This is a genomic window from Candidatus Cloacimonadota bacterium (genome assembly GCA_019429305.1).
In the GTDB taxonomy this organism is placed as follows: Bacteria; Cloacimonadota; Cloacimonadia; order Cloacimonadales; family JAJBBL01; genus JAHYIR01.
Map to the genome: position 1 here is coordinate 98,014 of JAHYIR010000001.1, position 17,404 is coordinate 115,417.

15 protein-coding genes are annotated in these 17,404 nt (G+C 39.0%); 12 read left to right on the forward strand and 3 right to left on the reverse strand.

From position 1 onward, the window contains the following. The first annotated feature begins 119 nt into the window (after positions 1–119). The 6 genes from K0B81_00430 (at position 120) to K0B81_00455 (ending at position 6,244) form a co-directional block, all read left to right on the forward strand. Complete coding sequence (locus K0B81_00430) at positions 120–1,067, forward strand: ribonuclease HIII (protein MBW6515064.1); 948 nt, start codon at positions 120–122, stop codon at positions 1,065–1,067. A gap of 11 nt (positions 1,068–1,078) precedes the next feature. Then, the gene (locus K0B81_00435; GenBank protein ID MBW6515065.1) at positions 1,079–1,498 is read left to right on the forward strand and encodes an EamA family transporter; all 420 of its coding nucleotides are present in this window, start codon (positions 1,079–1,081) and stop codon (positions 1,496–1,498) included. A gap of 12 nt (positions 1,499–1,510) precedes the next feature. Beyond that, positions 1,511–2,443 (forward strand): hypothetical protein, encoded by a 933-nt coding sequence (locus K0B81_00440; GenBank protein MBW6515066.1) that lies wholly within the window; start codon positions 1,511–1,513, stop codon positions 2,441–2,443. 189 nt (positions 2,444–2,632) lie between these two features. Beyond that, positions 2,633–4,300, forward strand: a complete 1,668-nt coding sequence (ftcD, locus tag K0B81_00445; GenBank protein MBW6515067.1) for a glutamate formimidoyltransferase — start codon at positions 2,633–2,635, stop codon at positions 4,298–4,300. A gap of 44 nt (positions 4,301–4,344) precedes the next feature. After that, on the forward strand, positions 4,345–5,076 hold the full coding sequence (locus K0B81_00450; protein ID MBW6515068.1) for a TrmJ/YjtD family RNA methyltransferase: 732 nt from the start codon (positions 4,345–4,347) through the stop codon (positions 5,074–5,076). Positions 5,077–5,101: 25 nt separating this feature from the next. Then, entirely contained in the window at positions 5,102–6,244 is a 1,143-nt protein-coding gene (locus K0B81_00455) for an acyl-CoA dehydrogenase family protein (protein MBW6515069.1), read from the forward strand. A gap of 372 nt (positions 6,245–6,616) precedes the next feature. On the opposite strand, the gene K0B81_00460 is transcribed toward K0B81_00455, so the two are convergent. Next, the gene (locus tag K0B81_00460) at positions 6,617–7,231 is read right to left on the reverse strand and encodes a hypothetical protein (protein MBW6515070.1); all 615 of its coding nucleotides are present in this window, start codon (positions 7,229–7,231) and stop codon (positions 6,617–6,619) included. A gap of 241 nt (positions 7,232–7,472) precedes the next feature. Between K0B81_00460 and gdhA the strand changes: the two genes are divergently transcribed. The 6 genes from gdhA to K0B81_00490 all read left to right on the forward strand — a co-directional run bounded on the left by gdhA (position 7,473) and on the right by K0B81_00490 (position 14,143). Continuing rightward, entirely contained in the window at positions 7,473–8,807 is a 1,335-nt protein-coding gene (gene gdhA, locus K0B81_00465; protein ID MBW6515071.1) for an NADP-specific glutamate dehydrogenase, read from the forward strand. Between the two features lie 161 nt (positions 8,808–8,968). Continuing rightward, complete coding sequence (locus K0B81_00470) at positions 8,969–9,730, forward strand: N-acetyltransferase (protein MBW6515072.1); 762 nt, start codon at positions 8,969–8,971, stop codon at positions 9,728–9,730. Between the two features lie 142 nt (positions 9,731–9,872). Continuing rightward, on the forward strand, positions 9,873–10,586 hold the full coding sequence (locus tag K0B81_00475; protein ID MBW6515073.1) for a polyprenol monophosphomannose synthase: 714 nt from the start codon (positions 9,873–9,875) through the stop codon (positions 10,584–10,586). After that, positions 10,583–11,935 (forward strand): 23S rRNA (uracil(1939)-C(5))-methyltransferase RlmD, encoded by a 1,353-nt coding sequence (gene rlmD, locus K0B81_00480; GenBank protein ID MBW6515074.1) that lies wholly within the window; start codon positions 10,583–10,585, stop codon positions 11,933–11,935. Before K0B81_00475 ends, rlmD begins: the two co-directional genes overlap by 4 nt. Positions 11,936–11,949: 14 nt before the next feature. Further along, positions 11,950–12,576: a hypothetical protein gene (locus tag K0B81_00485; GenBank protein ID MBW6515075.1), complete on the forward strand. Its 627-nt coding sequence runs from the start codon at positions 11,950–11,952 to the stop codon at positions 12,574–12,576. A 232-nt stretch (positions 12,577–12,808) separates the two neighbouring features. After that, positions 12,809–14,143 (forward strand): lysine 2,3-aminomutase, encoded by a 1,335-nt coding sequence (locus K0B81_00490; protein MBW6515076.1) that lies wholly within the window; start codon positions 12,809–12,811, stop codon positions 14,141–14,143. Between the two features lie 19 nt (positions 14,144–14,162). On the opposite strand, the gene K0B81_00495 is transcribed toward K0B81_00490, so the two are convergent. Together K0B81_00495 and gyrA are read right to left on the reverse strand one after the other, a co-directional pair. Further along, positions 14,163–14,801: a hypothetical protein gene (locus K0B81_00495; GenBank protein MBW6515077.1), complete on the reverse strand. Its 639-nt coding sequence runs from the start codon at positions 14,799–14,801 to the stop codon at positions 14,163–14,165. Then, positions 14,794–17,385, reverse strand: a complete 2,592-nt coding sequence (gene gyrA / locus K0B81_00500) for a DNA gyrase subunit A (protein MBW6515078.1) — start codon at positions 17,383–17,385, stop codon at positions 14,794–14,796. The genes K0B81_00495 and gyrA overlap by 8 nt, the downstream gene beginning before the upstream one ends. Positions 17,386–17,404: the final 19 nt, after the last annotated feature.

Consider the following 17,404-nt stretch of genomic DNA (forward strand, 5'->3'; position numbering starts at 1 on the left):
AAGCAGGAAGAAGTTCCAAGTGCCACTCAGGGTGACACGGTGAGGGAAATATGAACTTAAAAAGTGATATTTGAATACTTAAGATCAATAGTTGGAGCGAATAAAAGAAGACAAGTATTATGAGTCAAAAACCAGATCAAAGATTAGAAGAGTATAGAAATAAGCTTATCCAAGCCGCCAATGAAGATGGTTTGGAACTAATTTCCGAGAAAACAATTCCTTATGGTGTGCAGCTTGTGTTTTCAGATAATAATGAACAATTGCCCCTGAATGTTTACTATTCCGAAAAGAAAGGTATTTCTACTGTTATTGGTGGTAATGATAATAAGAGAATAAAGAGATCACTTGCTGAGATCATACACAAGTTAAATGATGGTTTTTCTGACGGGAATATTCATTCATGGCAGAGCTGGCTCGGAACAGATGAAGCAGGGAAGGGTGACTTCTTCGGAGCTTTAGTAGTAGCCGGTTTTTATGCAGATCAAGATATTGTGGACGGATTACGGAAAATGGGAGTTAAAGATAGTAAACTGATCAGTCGCAACATGTTAGAACCTATAGCCCTCAAACTTTACAAGAGCTTCAAAGAGCGGATCTGTGTAGTTGTACTTCATCCTGTGACCTATAATAAGTTATACCTTGAATTTAAAGGTCAGAACAAGAAACTTAATGAGCTAATGGCTTGGATGCATGGCAGAGTTATTCTTAATTTATTAGAGAAAACAGGTGAAAACAAAGTTGTGGTTGATAAATTCACAACGGATAAGAAATTGATCAAGACCTTGAAGGATCTGAATAAAATAGAGCTGCTGCAAGTACCGAAAGCAGAAAAGGATTTAGCTGTTGCTGCCGCTTCCATTATTGCTCGCTATCACTACTTAGAATCCTTAAAGCAAATACAGAAAAAGTACCGTATAGATTTTAAAGCCGGTTCCGGAGAGCAGAGTTTGGAGACAGGAGTTCTTTTTGTTCAGAAGTATTCTCTGGACAAATTGCAGGAAGTTGCCAAGATCCACTTTAAAAACTATGATAAAATAAAAGAAAAGTTAACTCATAAGAAGACTTGATCGGGGGTTATATGACCTTTTTACCTGCTTGGTTGATCTATGCTTTGATCACAATGTTTTTTTACGGACTTTGGGCTTTCTTTCCCAAATTAGCTACCCTCTACCTGCCGACTAAGGAAATACTCATCTATCAGATCATAGGTATCCTTGCTGTCGGTTTCATAGCTCTTCTCTCTTCCAAACAAAGACTGCAATTCAATAGTCTTGGTCTCCTTTTCGCTATTTTAGGGGGAGCTGCCGGATTGATCGGAACACTCTTCTTTCTTAAATCCTTAGCAATAGGGAAGACCTATGTAGTAGTCACCCTGACTGCTCTCTATCCTATAATAACGATAATTCTCGCCTTTATATTCCTCAGAGAGAGTTTAACACTAAAGAATGCTATCGGTGTAGTTTTTGCTTTTATTGCAATGTATCTTTTCGCTTCCTAACAGGTCAAGAAGATGAAAACTCTCATTATTGATCCTTTAGCCCCTAAGTTTGATGAGCTGGTAAGGCAAAAAGGGCTGGAGAATTACTTTTTAAAAGAAACTGTAGATCCACTTGAAATTGAGATTGTCATCGTGAAAACATTCACGATCGCTGATCAGGAATTCTTAGAAAAATATCAACATCTTAAAATGGTGATCAGAGCAGGTTCGGGTTATGATAATATTGATCTCAAAGCAGCAAAGAAGAGAGAAATTATAGTCTGTAACACTCCTGAAGCCAATGTCATTCCCGCCTTTGAACATACTACTTTTTTTATCCTATCATTACTCAAGCACTACCAGCTGGGGAGAAAAAACATCATAAAGTGTAAATGGAAAGAGGATCTCCCGAGAAATTGGGAGGTAAAAGACCTGAAAGCTCTCATTATCGGGGTAGGCAGAATAGGAAGCAGGATAGCTAAGTATCTCCAAGAGCACAATGCTGAAGTATTAGGAGTTGATCCCTATCTAAATGAAGAGGAGTGGCAGCAGCGAGGAGTCAAAAATACTTCCTACCAAGAAGGGCTTAAATGGTGTAACCTTATCACTTATCACTGTCCCTTGACCAAGGAAACCGAGAACTACTTCTCTTATGAAACATTAAAACTATTAAACCAGCCTGTATGGTTGATCAATACTGCCCGTGGTGGTATCGTAAATGAAGCAGCTCTCCTCCAAGGTATCAACGAAGGGAAGATCCTTGGAGCCGGTTTAGATGTCTTTGTTGATGAACCGAGCCCTTCTTTACCATTTCAGGATTATGATAATGTCTATCTTACACCGCATACTGGTGCCTATACTAAGAATGCTCAAAATACGATGGCAGAGGAGATCTTGCAGGTCTGGGAATCTTTTGTTTTCCAGAACCTAATCCTCAACGAAGTCATTGATTATAACCACATATAACACTAATAAACCACTTGTTATAAAAAAACTTTATCTCCTTATACCAATTAAGATTCACTTTCATCAGTTCGTGTTAATTAGTGTAATATTTGTGGTTATTCGTGGATGCATCATTCTTTTAAAAAAGGTTGACGAATAACCCTTGAACTAAAGAGAGTAACAACAAATTGTTATTATGGAGGTAAAACGATGAAGTTAGTGGAATGTGTTCCGAACTTCAGTGAAGGAAGAGATCAGAAGGTTCTGGATGCAATATCGAATGTCATCAAAGAGGTCAAGAATGTTACATTGCTCGATGTCGATCCCGGAGCTGATACGAATAGAACAGTTTTTACTTTAGTCGGAGAACCGGAAGCTGTAATAGAAGCTGCGTTTCAAGCTATCAAGAAGGGTGCAGAATTGATCGATATGTCAAAGCATCAGGGTGCTCATCCCCGTATGGGAGCAACAGATGTTTGCCCTTTCATTCCCGTCAGTGATGTAACTATGGAGGAAGCAGTCGAATATGCTAAACAGCTTGCTCAGCGAGTGGGAGAAGAGCTGGAGATCCCGGTTTATCTCTATGAATACGCAGCTACTAAGGAAGAGTGGCGCAATCTGGCAGAAGTTCGCAAGGGAGAATATGAAGCTCTACCAGAAAAGATGAAAGATCCCTATTGGAAACCCGATTTTGGTCCGATGAAATTCAATAGCAGAGCCGGAGCTACAGCTATTGGTGCCAGAGAGTTCCTGATTGCCTATAATATAAATCTCAATACCCGCGATAAAAAGAAAGCTACTGAAATAGCCAAAAAAATTCGTGAAAGAGGTTATCCTCAGCGAGATGATAACGGTAAATTGCTGAAGGATGAAGTGGGTAACAAGATAATGGTATCCGGTCTTTTTTCACACTGTAAGGCAGTTGGATGGTATATAGACGAGTATAACCGTGCCCAGATCAGTATGAACCTGACCAATTATAAGATCACCCCTCCGCATTTGGTATTAGAAAAAGTTCGTGAACTGGCACAAGCCGATGGAGTGATAATAACCGGTAGTGAATTGGTCGGCTTGATCCCTAAAGATGCCATGTTGATGGCGGGTAAGTATTATCTCGAAAAATTGGGAGAGACAGACGGTATTCCTGATGAAATGATCATCGAGACGGCGATTCAGTCAATGGGATTAGCTGAGTTAGCCCCCTTCGATATAGATAAAAAGATCATTGAATATAGCATAGCCAGAAAAGACAACCTGGTCAATCTGACCATTAAGGATTTTGTTGATATCTTATCAACAGATGCGCCTGCTCCGGGAGGAGGTAGTGTGGCAGCTCTCTGCACTACTATGTCGGGAGCTTTAACGGCTATGGTCAGCAACCTTACATTTGGTAAGAAAGGTTATGAAAAACACTGGCAGAAGTGCAAGGATTTAGCAGTCAAAGGGCAGGAGATCAAGAATAAAGCACTCGTAGCCATTGATAAAGATACAGATAGTTTCAATTTGTTGATGGATGCCATGAGATTACCTAAGAAAACAGATGAAGAGATCGCTGTAAGAGACAAAGCGATTCAAGAAGCGACTAAACAAGCGATCCTTGTTCCTCTGGAAACTCTTGAGCTTTCTCTGGAAGCTGTGGAACTGGCAGCTCAGATTGTTCAGATCGGCAATAAAAATGCCCTGTCAGATGCAGGGGTAGCAGCCATTACAGCCAATGCAGCAGCTAAAGGGGCGTTTTATAATATTAAGATAAATATGCCGGGAATTACAGACGATACTTTCCGTGATGAAGTAACAACAAAAGCTGAAAGGTTAGTTGAGAAGATCGAAGCTATTTCCAATGAGACAGAAAAGACAGTAAAAGCTGCTATCAAGTAACTCTTCTGCTTAATACTATTTTGGTCTGATATTGTTGTTTTAAGATGCATAATAATAGTGAAATTATTTTCATTCTTGTAGAACCGGTCTATCGCGGTAATGTGGGAGCTGCAGCTAGAGTGATCAATAACTTCGGTTTTTCGCATCTACGATTGGTGGGAGCTGTACCTCAGAAAGAAGATTATTATCTGGCTGTTCATTCGGAAGAGATCATGCATAATATTGAGGTCTTTGATGACTTATCTTCCGCTATCCAAGATATCGACAATGTGATCGCCGTTACCAGAAGGTTTGGGAGAAAAAAGAAGACCGATCTTGATGTTGCTGAGATAGGTAATTTTACCCAAGAACTCTATCGGGGTAAGACTGCTTTTGTTTTTGGCAGAGAGACTTACGGATTAAAGGATGAAGAGATAGAGCTTTGTCCGATCCGCTGTCTGATCCCAACTAATCCCGAGTTTCCATCTCTCAATCTTGCTCAGGCAGTAGCAATTGTTTGTTATGAACTGTTCAATGGTTTGAATGACCAGAAGCCTTTATCAAAGCTTGCTAAGACAGAAAAAGTTGACAAAACAATCGAACAGATTATTGATAGTTTATTGGAAATCGGCTATTTTGAAAATGGTGATCCGAGAATGACCAAGAAGAAGCTGCAGAATATCTTGCTGAGAAGCTATACTTCAGATGAAAATCTGCTATTCTTGACTAAGATGTTTCACCGTATCTCGATACTTGTCAAGAGTTTGAGCAGATGCGGCAAAGCTGATAAAAAATAACGTAATAAGGGATATGGGAGGTTTTATGGATTATTTTTTTACAGAAGAGCAATTGGAAATTAGGGAGATTACCCGAAAAGTTGCTGAAGAGAAGATCAAACCGGTAAGAGAAAAATACGATGAAGAGGGAATTTTTCCTTGGGATATTGTTGAAGTTTTTGCTCAGACAGATCTGTTTGCGATCTTAATTCCGGAAGAGTATGGTGGGATAAGCGGCAAAGTAGTCGATCTCTGCATAGTCACTGAAGAGTTATGCCGAGTCTGTGCCGGTATTTCATTATCTTTAGGAGCTTCAGGATTAGGGCTCTATCCGATCCTGTTATCAGGTTCAGAAGAGCAAAAACAGAAATTCCTGCCTGCTATTGCTGAAGGTAAAAGACTTGCTGCCTTTGCCTTAACCGAAGCTAATGCCGGTTCTGACGCAGGTGCTATTGAAACTACTGCCACTCTTGATGGTGACCATTATGTTCTTAACGGAACAAAGCAGTGGATTACCAATGGGGGAGAAGCTGAGGTTTATACTGTCTTTGCTATGACCGATAAGACCAAAGGTGCTCGTGGTGCTTCCTGCTTTATTGTTGAGAAAGATACACCCGGATTCTCCTTTGGTAAAAAAGAGAACAAAATGGGTATCAGAGCTTCTGCTACCAGTGAGTTGATCTTTGAAGACTGTCGTGTCCCCAAAGAAAACCTCATCGGAAAAGAGGGTTTTGGTTTTATGATCGCCATGAAGACCTTTGATAAATCTCGTCCGATGGTAGCTGCCCAAGCAATCGGAATAGCTCAGGGTGCTTACGAAGAAGCGGTAAAATACTCCAAAGAGAGAAATCAATTCGGTAAACCTATCTCCTCATTTCAGGCAATACAGTTTATGTTAGCCGATATGGCAACTCAGATTGAAGCTGCAAGAGCTTTGGTCTTTGCTACAGCCAAAATGATTGACGAAGGTAGTAAAAAATACAGCAAAGAATCGGCAATGTGTAAATACTTCGCTTCCGATATGGCGATGAAGGTCACAACTGATGCCGTGCAAATTTTAGGCGGTTATGGTTATATGAAGGAGTATCCGGTTGAGAAGATGATGCGTGATGCCAAGATTACCCAGATCTACGAAGGTACAAACCAGATCCAACGCTCTATTGTCGCATCACATCTCTTGAAAGAGTAAAATCAGCCTAATAGTTCTTATTTAAATAAATACACATAAATCTTAATAACACATTGTAGGGGCGGTTCAAGAACCGCCCTTTTCCCCTACAACCTCTGTTTTGTATGATTCTCATCCTGATAATCCTGAATCTATTACTTCGGGATTACAAACTATATTCCTGTGATAAAATATTCTTTATCCTTTAATACATTCTGCACCAAAATGGTAAGTTCCATCAAACGAGAAAAATGCCTTGCGCCAGCAATTTCCGATCCATCGACAAGCTCAGGAAAGGATTGAGGAAGTCAATGAAGAATTCTATTTTGGTGCAGAACACTCAGGATGACATTTATATTGATTATTTAGCTACTATTTATTCATCTGTTTTTATCAACCCTTAAACTCCTCATGTACTATTTCTTCCTGCCAGACAAATCTCAAGACATTAGAGATATCCCCATTTCTCTGATTGACTACGTAATAATACTCTTCATCACGATCCTCATATTGAAACAAGATCTCTTTCTTCGGTGCATACTTTTTCTCAACATACAAATGATCAGTATCTGGATCTGGGTTCTGCGGATCATTAGCCCGATAAATTCTGATCAGATCATTATCCCTCACAGCACGGTCAAAGTAGAAATTTTTCATCCTCAATTTCACCGGTTCCGATTTCAGCAGATAATAAGGATAATTGCGAAACAGATATCTTAATCTCTCATCAATATTAGGTTCCGGATTTTGCCAGGCTAATTTGACTATCTTTCTCGTTCTGATACGTAATGGAGTATTTCTGTCGTTCTTATACTTATGCGGTTCATAGAGTTTGATCTGCTGCGTGCCACGTGATAACTGAAAGACATATTTTCCATATCTCCCTTGTATCGAGTCGGTCATTCTGACTAATCTCTGAACACTCTCCGGTGCTTCCAGATAGTGTTTTATCGTTTTATTATGCAGATGCTCTAAATGATTGGGTATCTTTATCTTCTTTGTTTTCAAAACATTACCCCCTTTTTACCTTTAGGTTATTATATAGTCGGATATATCCGACTATATAATAACCTAAAGGTAAATCGAAAGCAAATTGTTTTTTTGATATTTATTCCGAACTCTGTCGCTAGAGTTAAATCTGGGGGTTTTTAGATCCTATTATCTATTATTTTTATTTTAAGCGACTTAACTTGACAATAAAGCTTTAGAATTAAAAAGGGGTATATTAAATAACAAACCGGAGGAAGTAATGACTTTTCAGGATTTTATGAACAAAGTTGCTGCTCGTAATCAGGGGGAGCCTGAATTTTTACAGGCAGTCAAGGAAGTAGTTGAGACGATATGGGATGTTTACATTTCAGAACCGAGACTTGTAAAAGCGAATATTATGGAAAGAATAGTAGAGCCGGAGCGAGTTATAATGTTCCGTGTACCTTGGGTTAATGACAAGGGTGAAGTCCATGTCAACCGCGGTTTCCGTGTGCAGTTTAATAGTGCTATCGGTCCATATAAAGGTGGATGCCGTTTCCATCCAAGTGTAAACCTTTCCAGTCTGAAATTTCTCGGATTCGAGCAGATATTCAAGAACAGCTTGACTACCCTACCAATGGGTGGCGGTAAAGGTGGAGCTGATTTTGATGCCAAGGGTAAATCAGAATATGAGATCATGCGTTTCTGTCAGGCATTTATGAGTGAATTATTCCGTCATATCGGACCCGATCTGGATGTTCCAGCTGGCGATATCGGTGTTGGTGGCAGAGAAGTTGGTTTTATGTTCGGTATGTATAAAAAGCTGAAAAACGAATTTACAGGAGTTTTCACAGGTAAAGGTCAAAACTGGGGTGGCAGTTTGATCAGACCTGAAGCTACAGGTTATGGTGCTGTCTATTTCACTGAAGAGATGTTGAAAACAAAGGGAGAGTCTTTAGAAGGCAAGACAGTCGCTCTTTCCGGCTTTGGTAATGTATCTTGGGGTGCTTGTCAAAAGATCAATGATCTCGGCGGCAAGGTAGTAACCCTATCCGGTCCTGACGGCTATATCTATGATAAAGACGGTGTTACGGGAGAGAAAATCGAATACATGCTGGAACTAAGAGCTTCCAACAACGACCGTGTTTCTGATTATGCTGAAAAATTCAATTGTGAATTCTTTCCCGGCAAACGACCATGGGAAGTTCCAGTTGATATTGCTATGCCCTGTGCTATCCAAAATGAGCTTAATCTGGAAGATGCTAAGAATCTGGTCAAGAATGGTGCTAAAGTTCTTACAGAAGGTGCTAATATGCCGTGTACTCCTGAAGCGATTGAATTGTTACAAGAGAATAAAGTTATGTTTGCTCCCGGTAAAGCTGCCAATGCAGGTGGGGTTGCTACATCAGGTTTAGAAATGACCCAGAACAGTATGCGTCTGAAGTGGTCACGAGAAGAAGTAGATGAGAAACTACACAGAATCATGGTCTCTATCCATGATCAGTGTAAAGAATACGGTACCAGACCTGATGGATATATTGACTATATCAAAGGTGCCAATATAGCTGGCTTTATTAAAGTAGCCAATGCGATGGTAGATCAGGGAGTGATTTAATAATAGTGATTGGTCTTAGGTTTTAGGAAGTAGCGAAATAAAACTTAATACGAGAAAGAATAAAAAAAAGGCTGTCGAAGGACAGCCTTTTTTATTGCTAAAAAGTAGAAGATGTGAAAAATTGGTTTACAAAAGATCACTTGATAGATAAGGATGTGATTATGAACCAATATATAGCAAAATCAGCAAAGATCGGAGATAATTCTCAAACAGGCATCAATTCCATTGTTCTCGATAATGTGACAATAGGAGAGAACTGTCAGATAGGACATCATGTCATAATCTACGAAGGTACAGTAATTGGAAATAATGTAAGGATTGATGATAATACAATAATCGGGAAAAAACCGATGCACTCTCCCAGAAGTATTTTCAAAGAAGAGAAAGATTATAGACCAGCAAGAATTGGTGATGGATGCCTTATCGGTGCTAATGTGATCATTTATGTCCAAGCAGAAATGGGGGAGAACAATCTCATAGCAGATCTGGCAACGATCAGGGAGAATACTGAAATCGGTGATTTTAATATTATCGGTCGTAACGTCACTATCGAGAACTTTGTGAAAATCGGTAGTCGTAATAAAATTGAGACCAATTCCTATATTACTGCCTATTCTGAATTAGGTGATTATTGTTTTATAGCACCCTGTGTGGCGACGAGTAATGATAATTATATGGGTCGAGATAAAGAACGTTTTCATCATTTCAAGGGGGTAACTGTCAAATCTGGGGGTAGGATCGGAGTCAATGCTACAATATTGCCGGGTAAAACCATCGAAGAGGATGGTGTAGTTTCCGGGGGAGCAGTATTGACGAAAGATCTACCTGCTCAAGAGATCTGGGTCGGTAATCCGGCCAAGTACTTTAAAGAGGTTGATAAGAAACAGTTAAAAAAGAATAATCTGGATGAAGAGAAAAAATAGGTTTTAGGTGTTAGGTTTTAGGGATTAGGTGTCTGTAGAAGGGATAACAAAAAGAAATCACAGATTTACACTGATAAAAATAAGATAAACACAGATTAAAAAATGCAATGTAAAAAAAACGGGAAGTAGCAGAGGTAATTATATGAAGGCATTAGTAATTGTTCCGACCTATAATGAAGCAGAAAATATACAGAGACTCATACAAGAAATCCTCTCGAAAGACGAACGTATCGAGTTGTTGATCATTGATGATAATTCTCCGGATGGAACTGCAGCTCTTGTTGAGGGATTAATGCCGGAAAACTCGAGACTTCACCTCATGAAAAGAGAATCTAAACTTGGTCTCGGTTCTGCCTATATTGCCGGATTTAAATATGCTTTAGAAAGAGATTACAGCTATATATTTGAAATGGACGGTGATTTCTCGCATGATCCTAACGTTTTACCGATTATGCTCCAAGAAATAGAAAATAATGATCTCGTGATTGGGTCACGATATGTTCCCGGTGGTTCTGTTATCAATTGGCCAATCAGAAGATTGTTGCTTAGTTACATTGCTTCACAATATGTGAGAGTAATAACCGGGATGCAGATCAAGGACACTACAAGCGGTTTTAAATGCTATCGCAGAGAAGTTATACAGGATCTGGATCTCAATAAAATAATGTCTGACGGCTATGCCTTTCAGGTTGAGATAAAATACCGTATCTGGTTAAGAAAAAAGCGGATCAAAGAAATCCCGATCATCTTTAATGATAGGATCAACGGACATTCCAAGATGTCACGCAAGATCGTCTATGAAGCGATCTGGATGGTTTGGCGTCTAAGGTTTTTGGCTTTATTCAAGAAATTATGACTCTCGTTCATCATGAAATACTTCCCAGTCTGAAGATTGAAAAGATCGTCTATAAGGGTTTGGGATTAGGTTTTTATAAAAAATCCCCCATCTTTGTCTATCAAGGCATTCCCGGTGATGATCTGAAGGTAAGATTAGTTCATAAAAGGGGAGATGTTTATTTTGGAGAGATAGTATCATATAACAAAAGGTCTGATCTTCATATTCCTGTAAGGTGTGAAGCGTTTAAAGATTGTGGCGGGTGTGATTGGTTGCCCCTCAAATATGAAGATCAATTGAGATTCAAACAACAGATCTTCAATGAATTCTTTGAACAATATGGTAACAAAGAAGCAATATTTCAGGATATTGAGCCGTCACCGAAAATCGATTATTATAGGAATAAGATCTTTCTTCCCGTATCATCGACTAATGATGGGCTGATAGCGGGAATGTATACCAGACGAAGTCATACAGTCATTCCTCATCAGAGATGTTATTTACAACCAGAAGACTCGGATAGAATAGTTGAACTATGCTTGAAACTGCTAAACAAAGCACATGTTTCTGCATATAATGAAAAGACCAACAAAGGAACGATCCGATACATCGGGCTACGATATAGCGAAGCAAATGATAAGTATCTGGTGATCTTAGTAACTAATACCAGAAAACTTCCCTTCTTCAATACAATAGTTAAAGGATTAGTAACCGAGTTTCCCGAAATAATCGGAGTTGTACAAAATATCAATGAAGGAAAAACGAACAGAATTCTCGGAGAGGAGACCAAATCGCTTTATGGAAGCGAATATCTGGAAGAGAAGGTCGGTGAAATAACCTTTAGGACTCATTATTCATCTTTTTTTCAGGTCAATACCGGACAAACAGCCAAGATTCTGGAGTTCATCAAGCAAGAACTCTCCTCGGAAGATATTGTAGTAGACGCCTATAGCGGTATTGGAACGATAGGGGTCTATATTGCCGATAGAGTAGAAAAAGTAATCTGTCTGGAAGAGCATAGTTTATCTGTCAAAGATGGAATAGAAAATGCTCAAATGAATAACGCAGCAAACTGCAAGTTTTATAAGAGCAAAGTTGAAAAGGAGATCAAACGGCTTCTGGAAAAGTCTTCTGCTAATGTAATAGTTCTTGATCCACCCCGTAAAGGGGTAGATAAGAAAGTTATCGATGCTATTACAGAGAGTAGAGTTGAAAAGATCATCTACTTGAGTTGTGATATAGCAACTCAGAAACGCGATCTGGAATTGTTACTGAAGGGTGGCTTTAAGGTCAACAAGATCAAACCCTTTGATATGTTCCCTCATACCTATCACATTGAAAATGCAGTCATCATGACTCGTTCTTTATAGTAACTATTTCAAATATGAAAGCTCGATACATTTTATCATTCTTATTAATCATTATTCTAACAGGTTGTTCAGGTCCTCAGCTATCTTATAATGAATATACAAACATAGATACCACTTATCCTCAACAAGAAAAGCTAACAGAACCTGATGTTATGATTATAACGCGAGGAAATAGTAGTTTTACCCTACACCCGAAAGCACATTATAGGGTAGGAGCAGTTGTCAGAAGCAAAAGAGGGTACCGTTTTGATGCAATGTCAAAGATCTCTCCTTATGATTTTGCTCTTGTCTGGGGAGTCTTAGCTGATAAACACTTCTATCAACAGGTCAGAATAAGCCAAGGGAGAAGAAGGTACTTCTTCAAGCCCAAAAGAAGTTCCCATTTATCTCTCGATTGGGTTTATGTAAATTCCAGCAATCACCATGTTATACCGGCAAATGTTAATATTAAAAGAGCATTGAGAAGAGTTAAAAAGAACGATATTATTGAGTTAGAAGGTTATCTGGTCGATATTCATGCCGTTATCAAAGGTAGGACTCACACTTGGAATACCAGTCTGACCAGAGATGATCGAGGGGACGGTTCTTGTGAGATCATGTATGTCCGAAAAGTGAAGATAAATTATAATGTTTATGAATAGATCATAGTTTATTACCATTTTGATAGAGGTTAATATTAAGAGAAACAACTTTTTAAATTCACTAAAAGATTCCAAAAGTAAAGTCACAGAGCAAGGAAGCAGCCAATAAAAGTTTGACAAATAACGTTTCATCGGGGAATTGTAATTTATTGCTAATTAGACAATTATAACCTGTAGTATGGTTATCGCCAAGTTACTTGGGGGAGGGATTTAATACCAGTAGAGGAGATATATGTATAAAGCATATTTTCTACATAATTATCGAGATATTGAACAGGTCAAGAATCTAACAACAGAGGAGAGATTTGATATAGAGGTAGTTGGTAATGTTCTCCCTTTCAAGGTGAATAGCTATGTTATAGATGAGTTAATCAATTGGGATAAGGTACCTAACGATCCTGTATATACTCTAACTTTTCCACGTCGAGAGATGTTGCTACCTGAGCATTATGACAAAATTGCTCAACTTCTGAGGAATAAAGCTTCCCGAGAATTGGTTATTCAAACTGCTAATGAAATCAGGAATCAGTTGAATCCTCATCCTGCCGGACAGACCGACCTTAATGTTCCAAGATTAGATAGAAAGAAGATCTATGGGATCCAGCATAAATATCGAGAAACAGCCCTCTTTTTCCCCAGTGAAGGGCAAACCTGTCATGCTTACTGCACTTTCTGTTTCCGTTGGCCACAGTTTGTTGGATGGAAAGATCTTCGTTTTGCCTCCAAAGAAGCTGCGCAGTTGGTGGCTTACCTTAAAAAGCATGAAGAGATATCCGATCTGCTCTTTACCGGTGGTGATCCAATGGTAATGAAAGCCGAAGATCTGGAATATTATATTGATCATCTGCTGACTGATGAGTTATCGCATATCAAACATATCCGTATAGGAACCAAAGTCCTCTCTTACTGGCCTTACAGGTTCTTGTCCGATCCTGACAGCGATGATCTGTTACGGACTTTAGAGAAAGTAGTTAAAGCCGGTAAACATCTCGCTTTGATGGTGCATTTCAATCATTATCGAGAACTAGAGACAGAAGCGGTAGAGAAGGCAACGAAACGATTGCATAATATCGGCGCTATCTTAAGAACGCAAGCACCTATTTTGAGAAATATCAATGCTGAAACCGAAACATGGAAAAAGATGTGGGAAAAGCAAGTAGATATGGGGATGATCCCTTACTACATGTTCGTTGTACGAGATACCGGTGCTCAGCATTATTTTGGTGTTCCTTTAGTAGAGTCATGGGAGATATTCCGGCATGCTTATAATAGCGTGAGTGGTCTTTGCAGAACGGTCAGAGGACCGAGTATGTCCTGTATTCCCGGTAAAGTACAGGTATTAGGTGTAGCCGAAGTGAAAGGTGAAAAAGTAATCGTTATGAGAATGCTGCAAGGTAGAAATCCGGATTGGGTTCACCGGCCATTCTTTGCCCAATATGACGAAAAGGCAGCTTGGATAGATTGTTTGAAACCTGCTTTTGGTGAAGAAAAATTCTTCTTTGAAGATCAATTGAAGAAGATCTATAAGCAAAAAATAGAAGACGACAGTTCCAGCAGTTACGAATAAATATTTGCATATAATTTAACTATCTGCGAATAAAAACAATCTCCTCACCTTTAAATATCACAGTACTCTGTTGATTACGTGCCGGTAATTTACGAAAAAATATAAAACCAGATTTTCTTGCTCCGGGTAGAATATCGCCATAGTGAAAAGCTTCCTGCATAAAACTGACTCGAGAAGCAAGTCTATCGCCGGTGAATGTATCAGTTCTATCAGGAAACGGACTGAATTTATCCAACAAGAAATCATCATAAAAAAGAATCTCCGATACTTCTGATACCGTTATAGCATCATATTGATTTGTCTCCTGATCCAACAGGATTATATCAGAGGGAGAAATAGTTATTGTTTGTAGAGATTGATTTTTTACTATAACGTGATAAGTAGTAAAAAAATCAGATAGTCTCTGTGGATCTCTGGTCCAAGTTCTGGCACTGATAGCGAAGGCAATATTCTCTACCTCTATGAGCGCATAGTTGTCAACCACACTTATTCTATCGGTAGCTTGAGGATAGTATCTGGTAGTACAACTATTTAGCAGAATTGAAGACAGTACTATTAGAAGCAGAGTCGATATTTTTATGACAGGGAAGGGAAATTTCCCTTCCTTGTCATTACTGAAACCTATTACATAGATTGTATCTATGATTAGTTTACTCATCCTCATTTTTTTTGTTATTATTAAACTTAAGCGTTACTTGCTCTTCTTTGGTGACCTCTTCTTCTTCATTTACTTCTGGAGCAGGTTTTTTCTCTTTTTTAGGTAGTGGGGTTGCTTTAACCGGTTTATCTTCTGCTATGACCTCATTGTTATCTTCGTTGTCGTTAGCAGTAATACAGGCAACATCAAAAACTTTGTCATCTTTCTTCAAAGAAACCAGCCGTACACCCTGCGTGTTTCTACCGATTATTGACATCTCTTTAACTGAGTGTCGTAAAATCATTCCCTCTTTTGTTACGATCATCAGATCATCTGTATCGAGTACTTCCAAGAGAGCAACCAGATAACCATTTCTGGTCGTTGTCTTGATTGTTATGACCCCCTTAGTGCCACGATTTTTGACCGGATAGGAATCTTCTTTCGTTCTTTTCCCATAACCATTTTCACAGATAGCTAAGAGAGTACCGTTTCTTTTAGCAACTACCATTGATACTACGTAATCTCCTTCACGAGGTCGGATTCCTCTTACACCTTGAGAATTTCTTCCAACTGTTCGCACCTTTGTCTCATTAAAACGGTTGGCATAACCATTTCGAGTAGCAAGAATGATATCATTCGTACCTTCGGTGATTTGAGCATCTATCAACTCATCTTGTGCGATGAGCTTAATAGCAATAATACCAGAAGAACGAGGACGAGAATACGCTTCTAACGGTGTCTTTTTTATGATTCCGTTTTTTGTGACCATTATTAAGTAATGTGGTTGTTTGAAATCACGAGCAATGACGTGAGCTTTCACTGATTCTCCGGGTTCCATAGGGATTAGATTTACTATCGCCTTTCCCCGTGCTAATCTACCTACTTGAGGTATTTCGTAAACCTTGAGCCAATAACATTTTCCGTAGTTGGTAAAGAAAAGAATATAGTCATGAGTTGAAGCGACAAATAACTTCTCAGTGAAATCGGTATCTTTCAGATTAGTACCGGAGAGACCTTTACCACCACGTCGTTGCTGACGATACGTATCAATAGGCAATCTCTTTATATATCCTTCGTGAGATATTGTAACTACCATCTCTTCGTCGGCAATGAGGTCTTCTATCTCAAAATCGCTAACATGTTCGACTATTTCGGATCTTCGCGGATCAGAGTATTTTTTCTTTATCTCTTTTATCTCGTCCTTGATGATCTTCATTCTTAGTGACTCATTTGCTAAGATCTCTTTCAAGTGCTTTACCAGTTTTACCAATTCTTTATACTCATCTTCTACTTTTTCTCTTTCTAAACCGGTCAATTTCTGCAATCTCATATCTAAGATCGCTTTTGCTTGAATTTCAGTGAGAGAAAATTCGGTTTGTAGTCTTTCGTTAGCTTCTTGTACATTACCCGATTCTTTGATTGTTTTTATTATAGCATCTATATTCTCGAGTGCTATACGAAGACCTTCCAAGATATGTAATCTCTTTTCGGCATTCTCTAATTCATATTGAATCCGACGTGTGACTACCTCATGCCGGAAATCTATAAATTTACTAAGTAGTTCAGAGATATTGAGTACTTTTGGAACTCCGTCAACAAGTGTAAGATTGATCACTCCAAAAGATTCCTGTAATTGTGAGAACTTATATAATTGATTTAAGACTATCTGCGGATCTTCATTTCTTTTTACTTCGATTACCAGTCGCATTCCATCTCGGCCGGACTCATCTCTGATATCACTGATCCCTTCAATCTTCTTATCTTTAACAAGGTTAACAATTCTCTCTATCATAGAGGTCTTATTAACCTGATAGGGGATTTCGGATATAATGATCGATTCGCCACCGGAAGATCTCTTTTCTACGTCTGCTTTACCACGAATTCTGATCTTTCCGTAACCGGTCTGGAAATAGTCAATAATTCCGGCTTTGCCAAGAATAGAACCACCAGTCGGGAAATCGGGACCTTTGATATAATCCATCAATTCCAAAGGTGTCATATCACGCTTATCTATTAAGGCAATAAGCGCATCACAAACCTCACCGAGATTGTGTGGTGGCATATTGGTTGCCATACCGACAGCAATACCGGAGCATCCATTAACTAATAGATTAGGTATTCTGGTAGGAAAGATTATCGGTTCTTCTCGTGTTTCATCATAATTAGGTCTAAAATCAACAGTATTTTTATCTAAATCGGCGAGCAGATCAGTAGCGATCTTCTCTAATTTGGCTTCCGTATATCGCATAGCTGCAGGCGGGTCACCATCTATCGACCCGAAATTACCCTGTCCGTTGATGATAGGATATCGCATATTCCACGGTTGTGCTAGTCGTACAAGAGTAGGGTAAATAACCTGTTCACCGTGTGGGTGGTAGTTACCGGAAGTATCACCAGCTATTTTAGCACACTTTCTAAATCCTTTATCAGGAGTTAAATTTAACTCGTGCATTGCATATAATATTCGTCTCTGTGATGGTTTTAGACCGTCACGAATATCGGGCAAAGCGCGTGAGACTATAACACTCATTGAGTATTCAAGATAAGCCCGTTTTAATTCATCTTCTATTTCGATGGATATTATTCTGGATCTGTCAATTGTCATTTATCCTCCATTTTTTTTC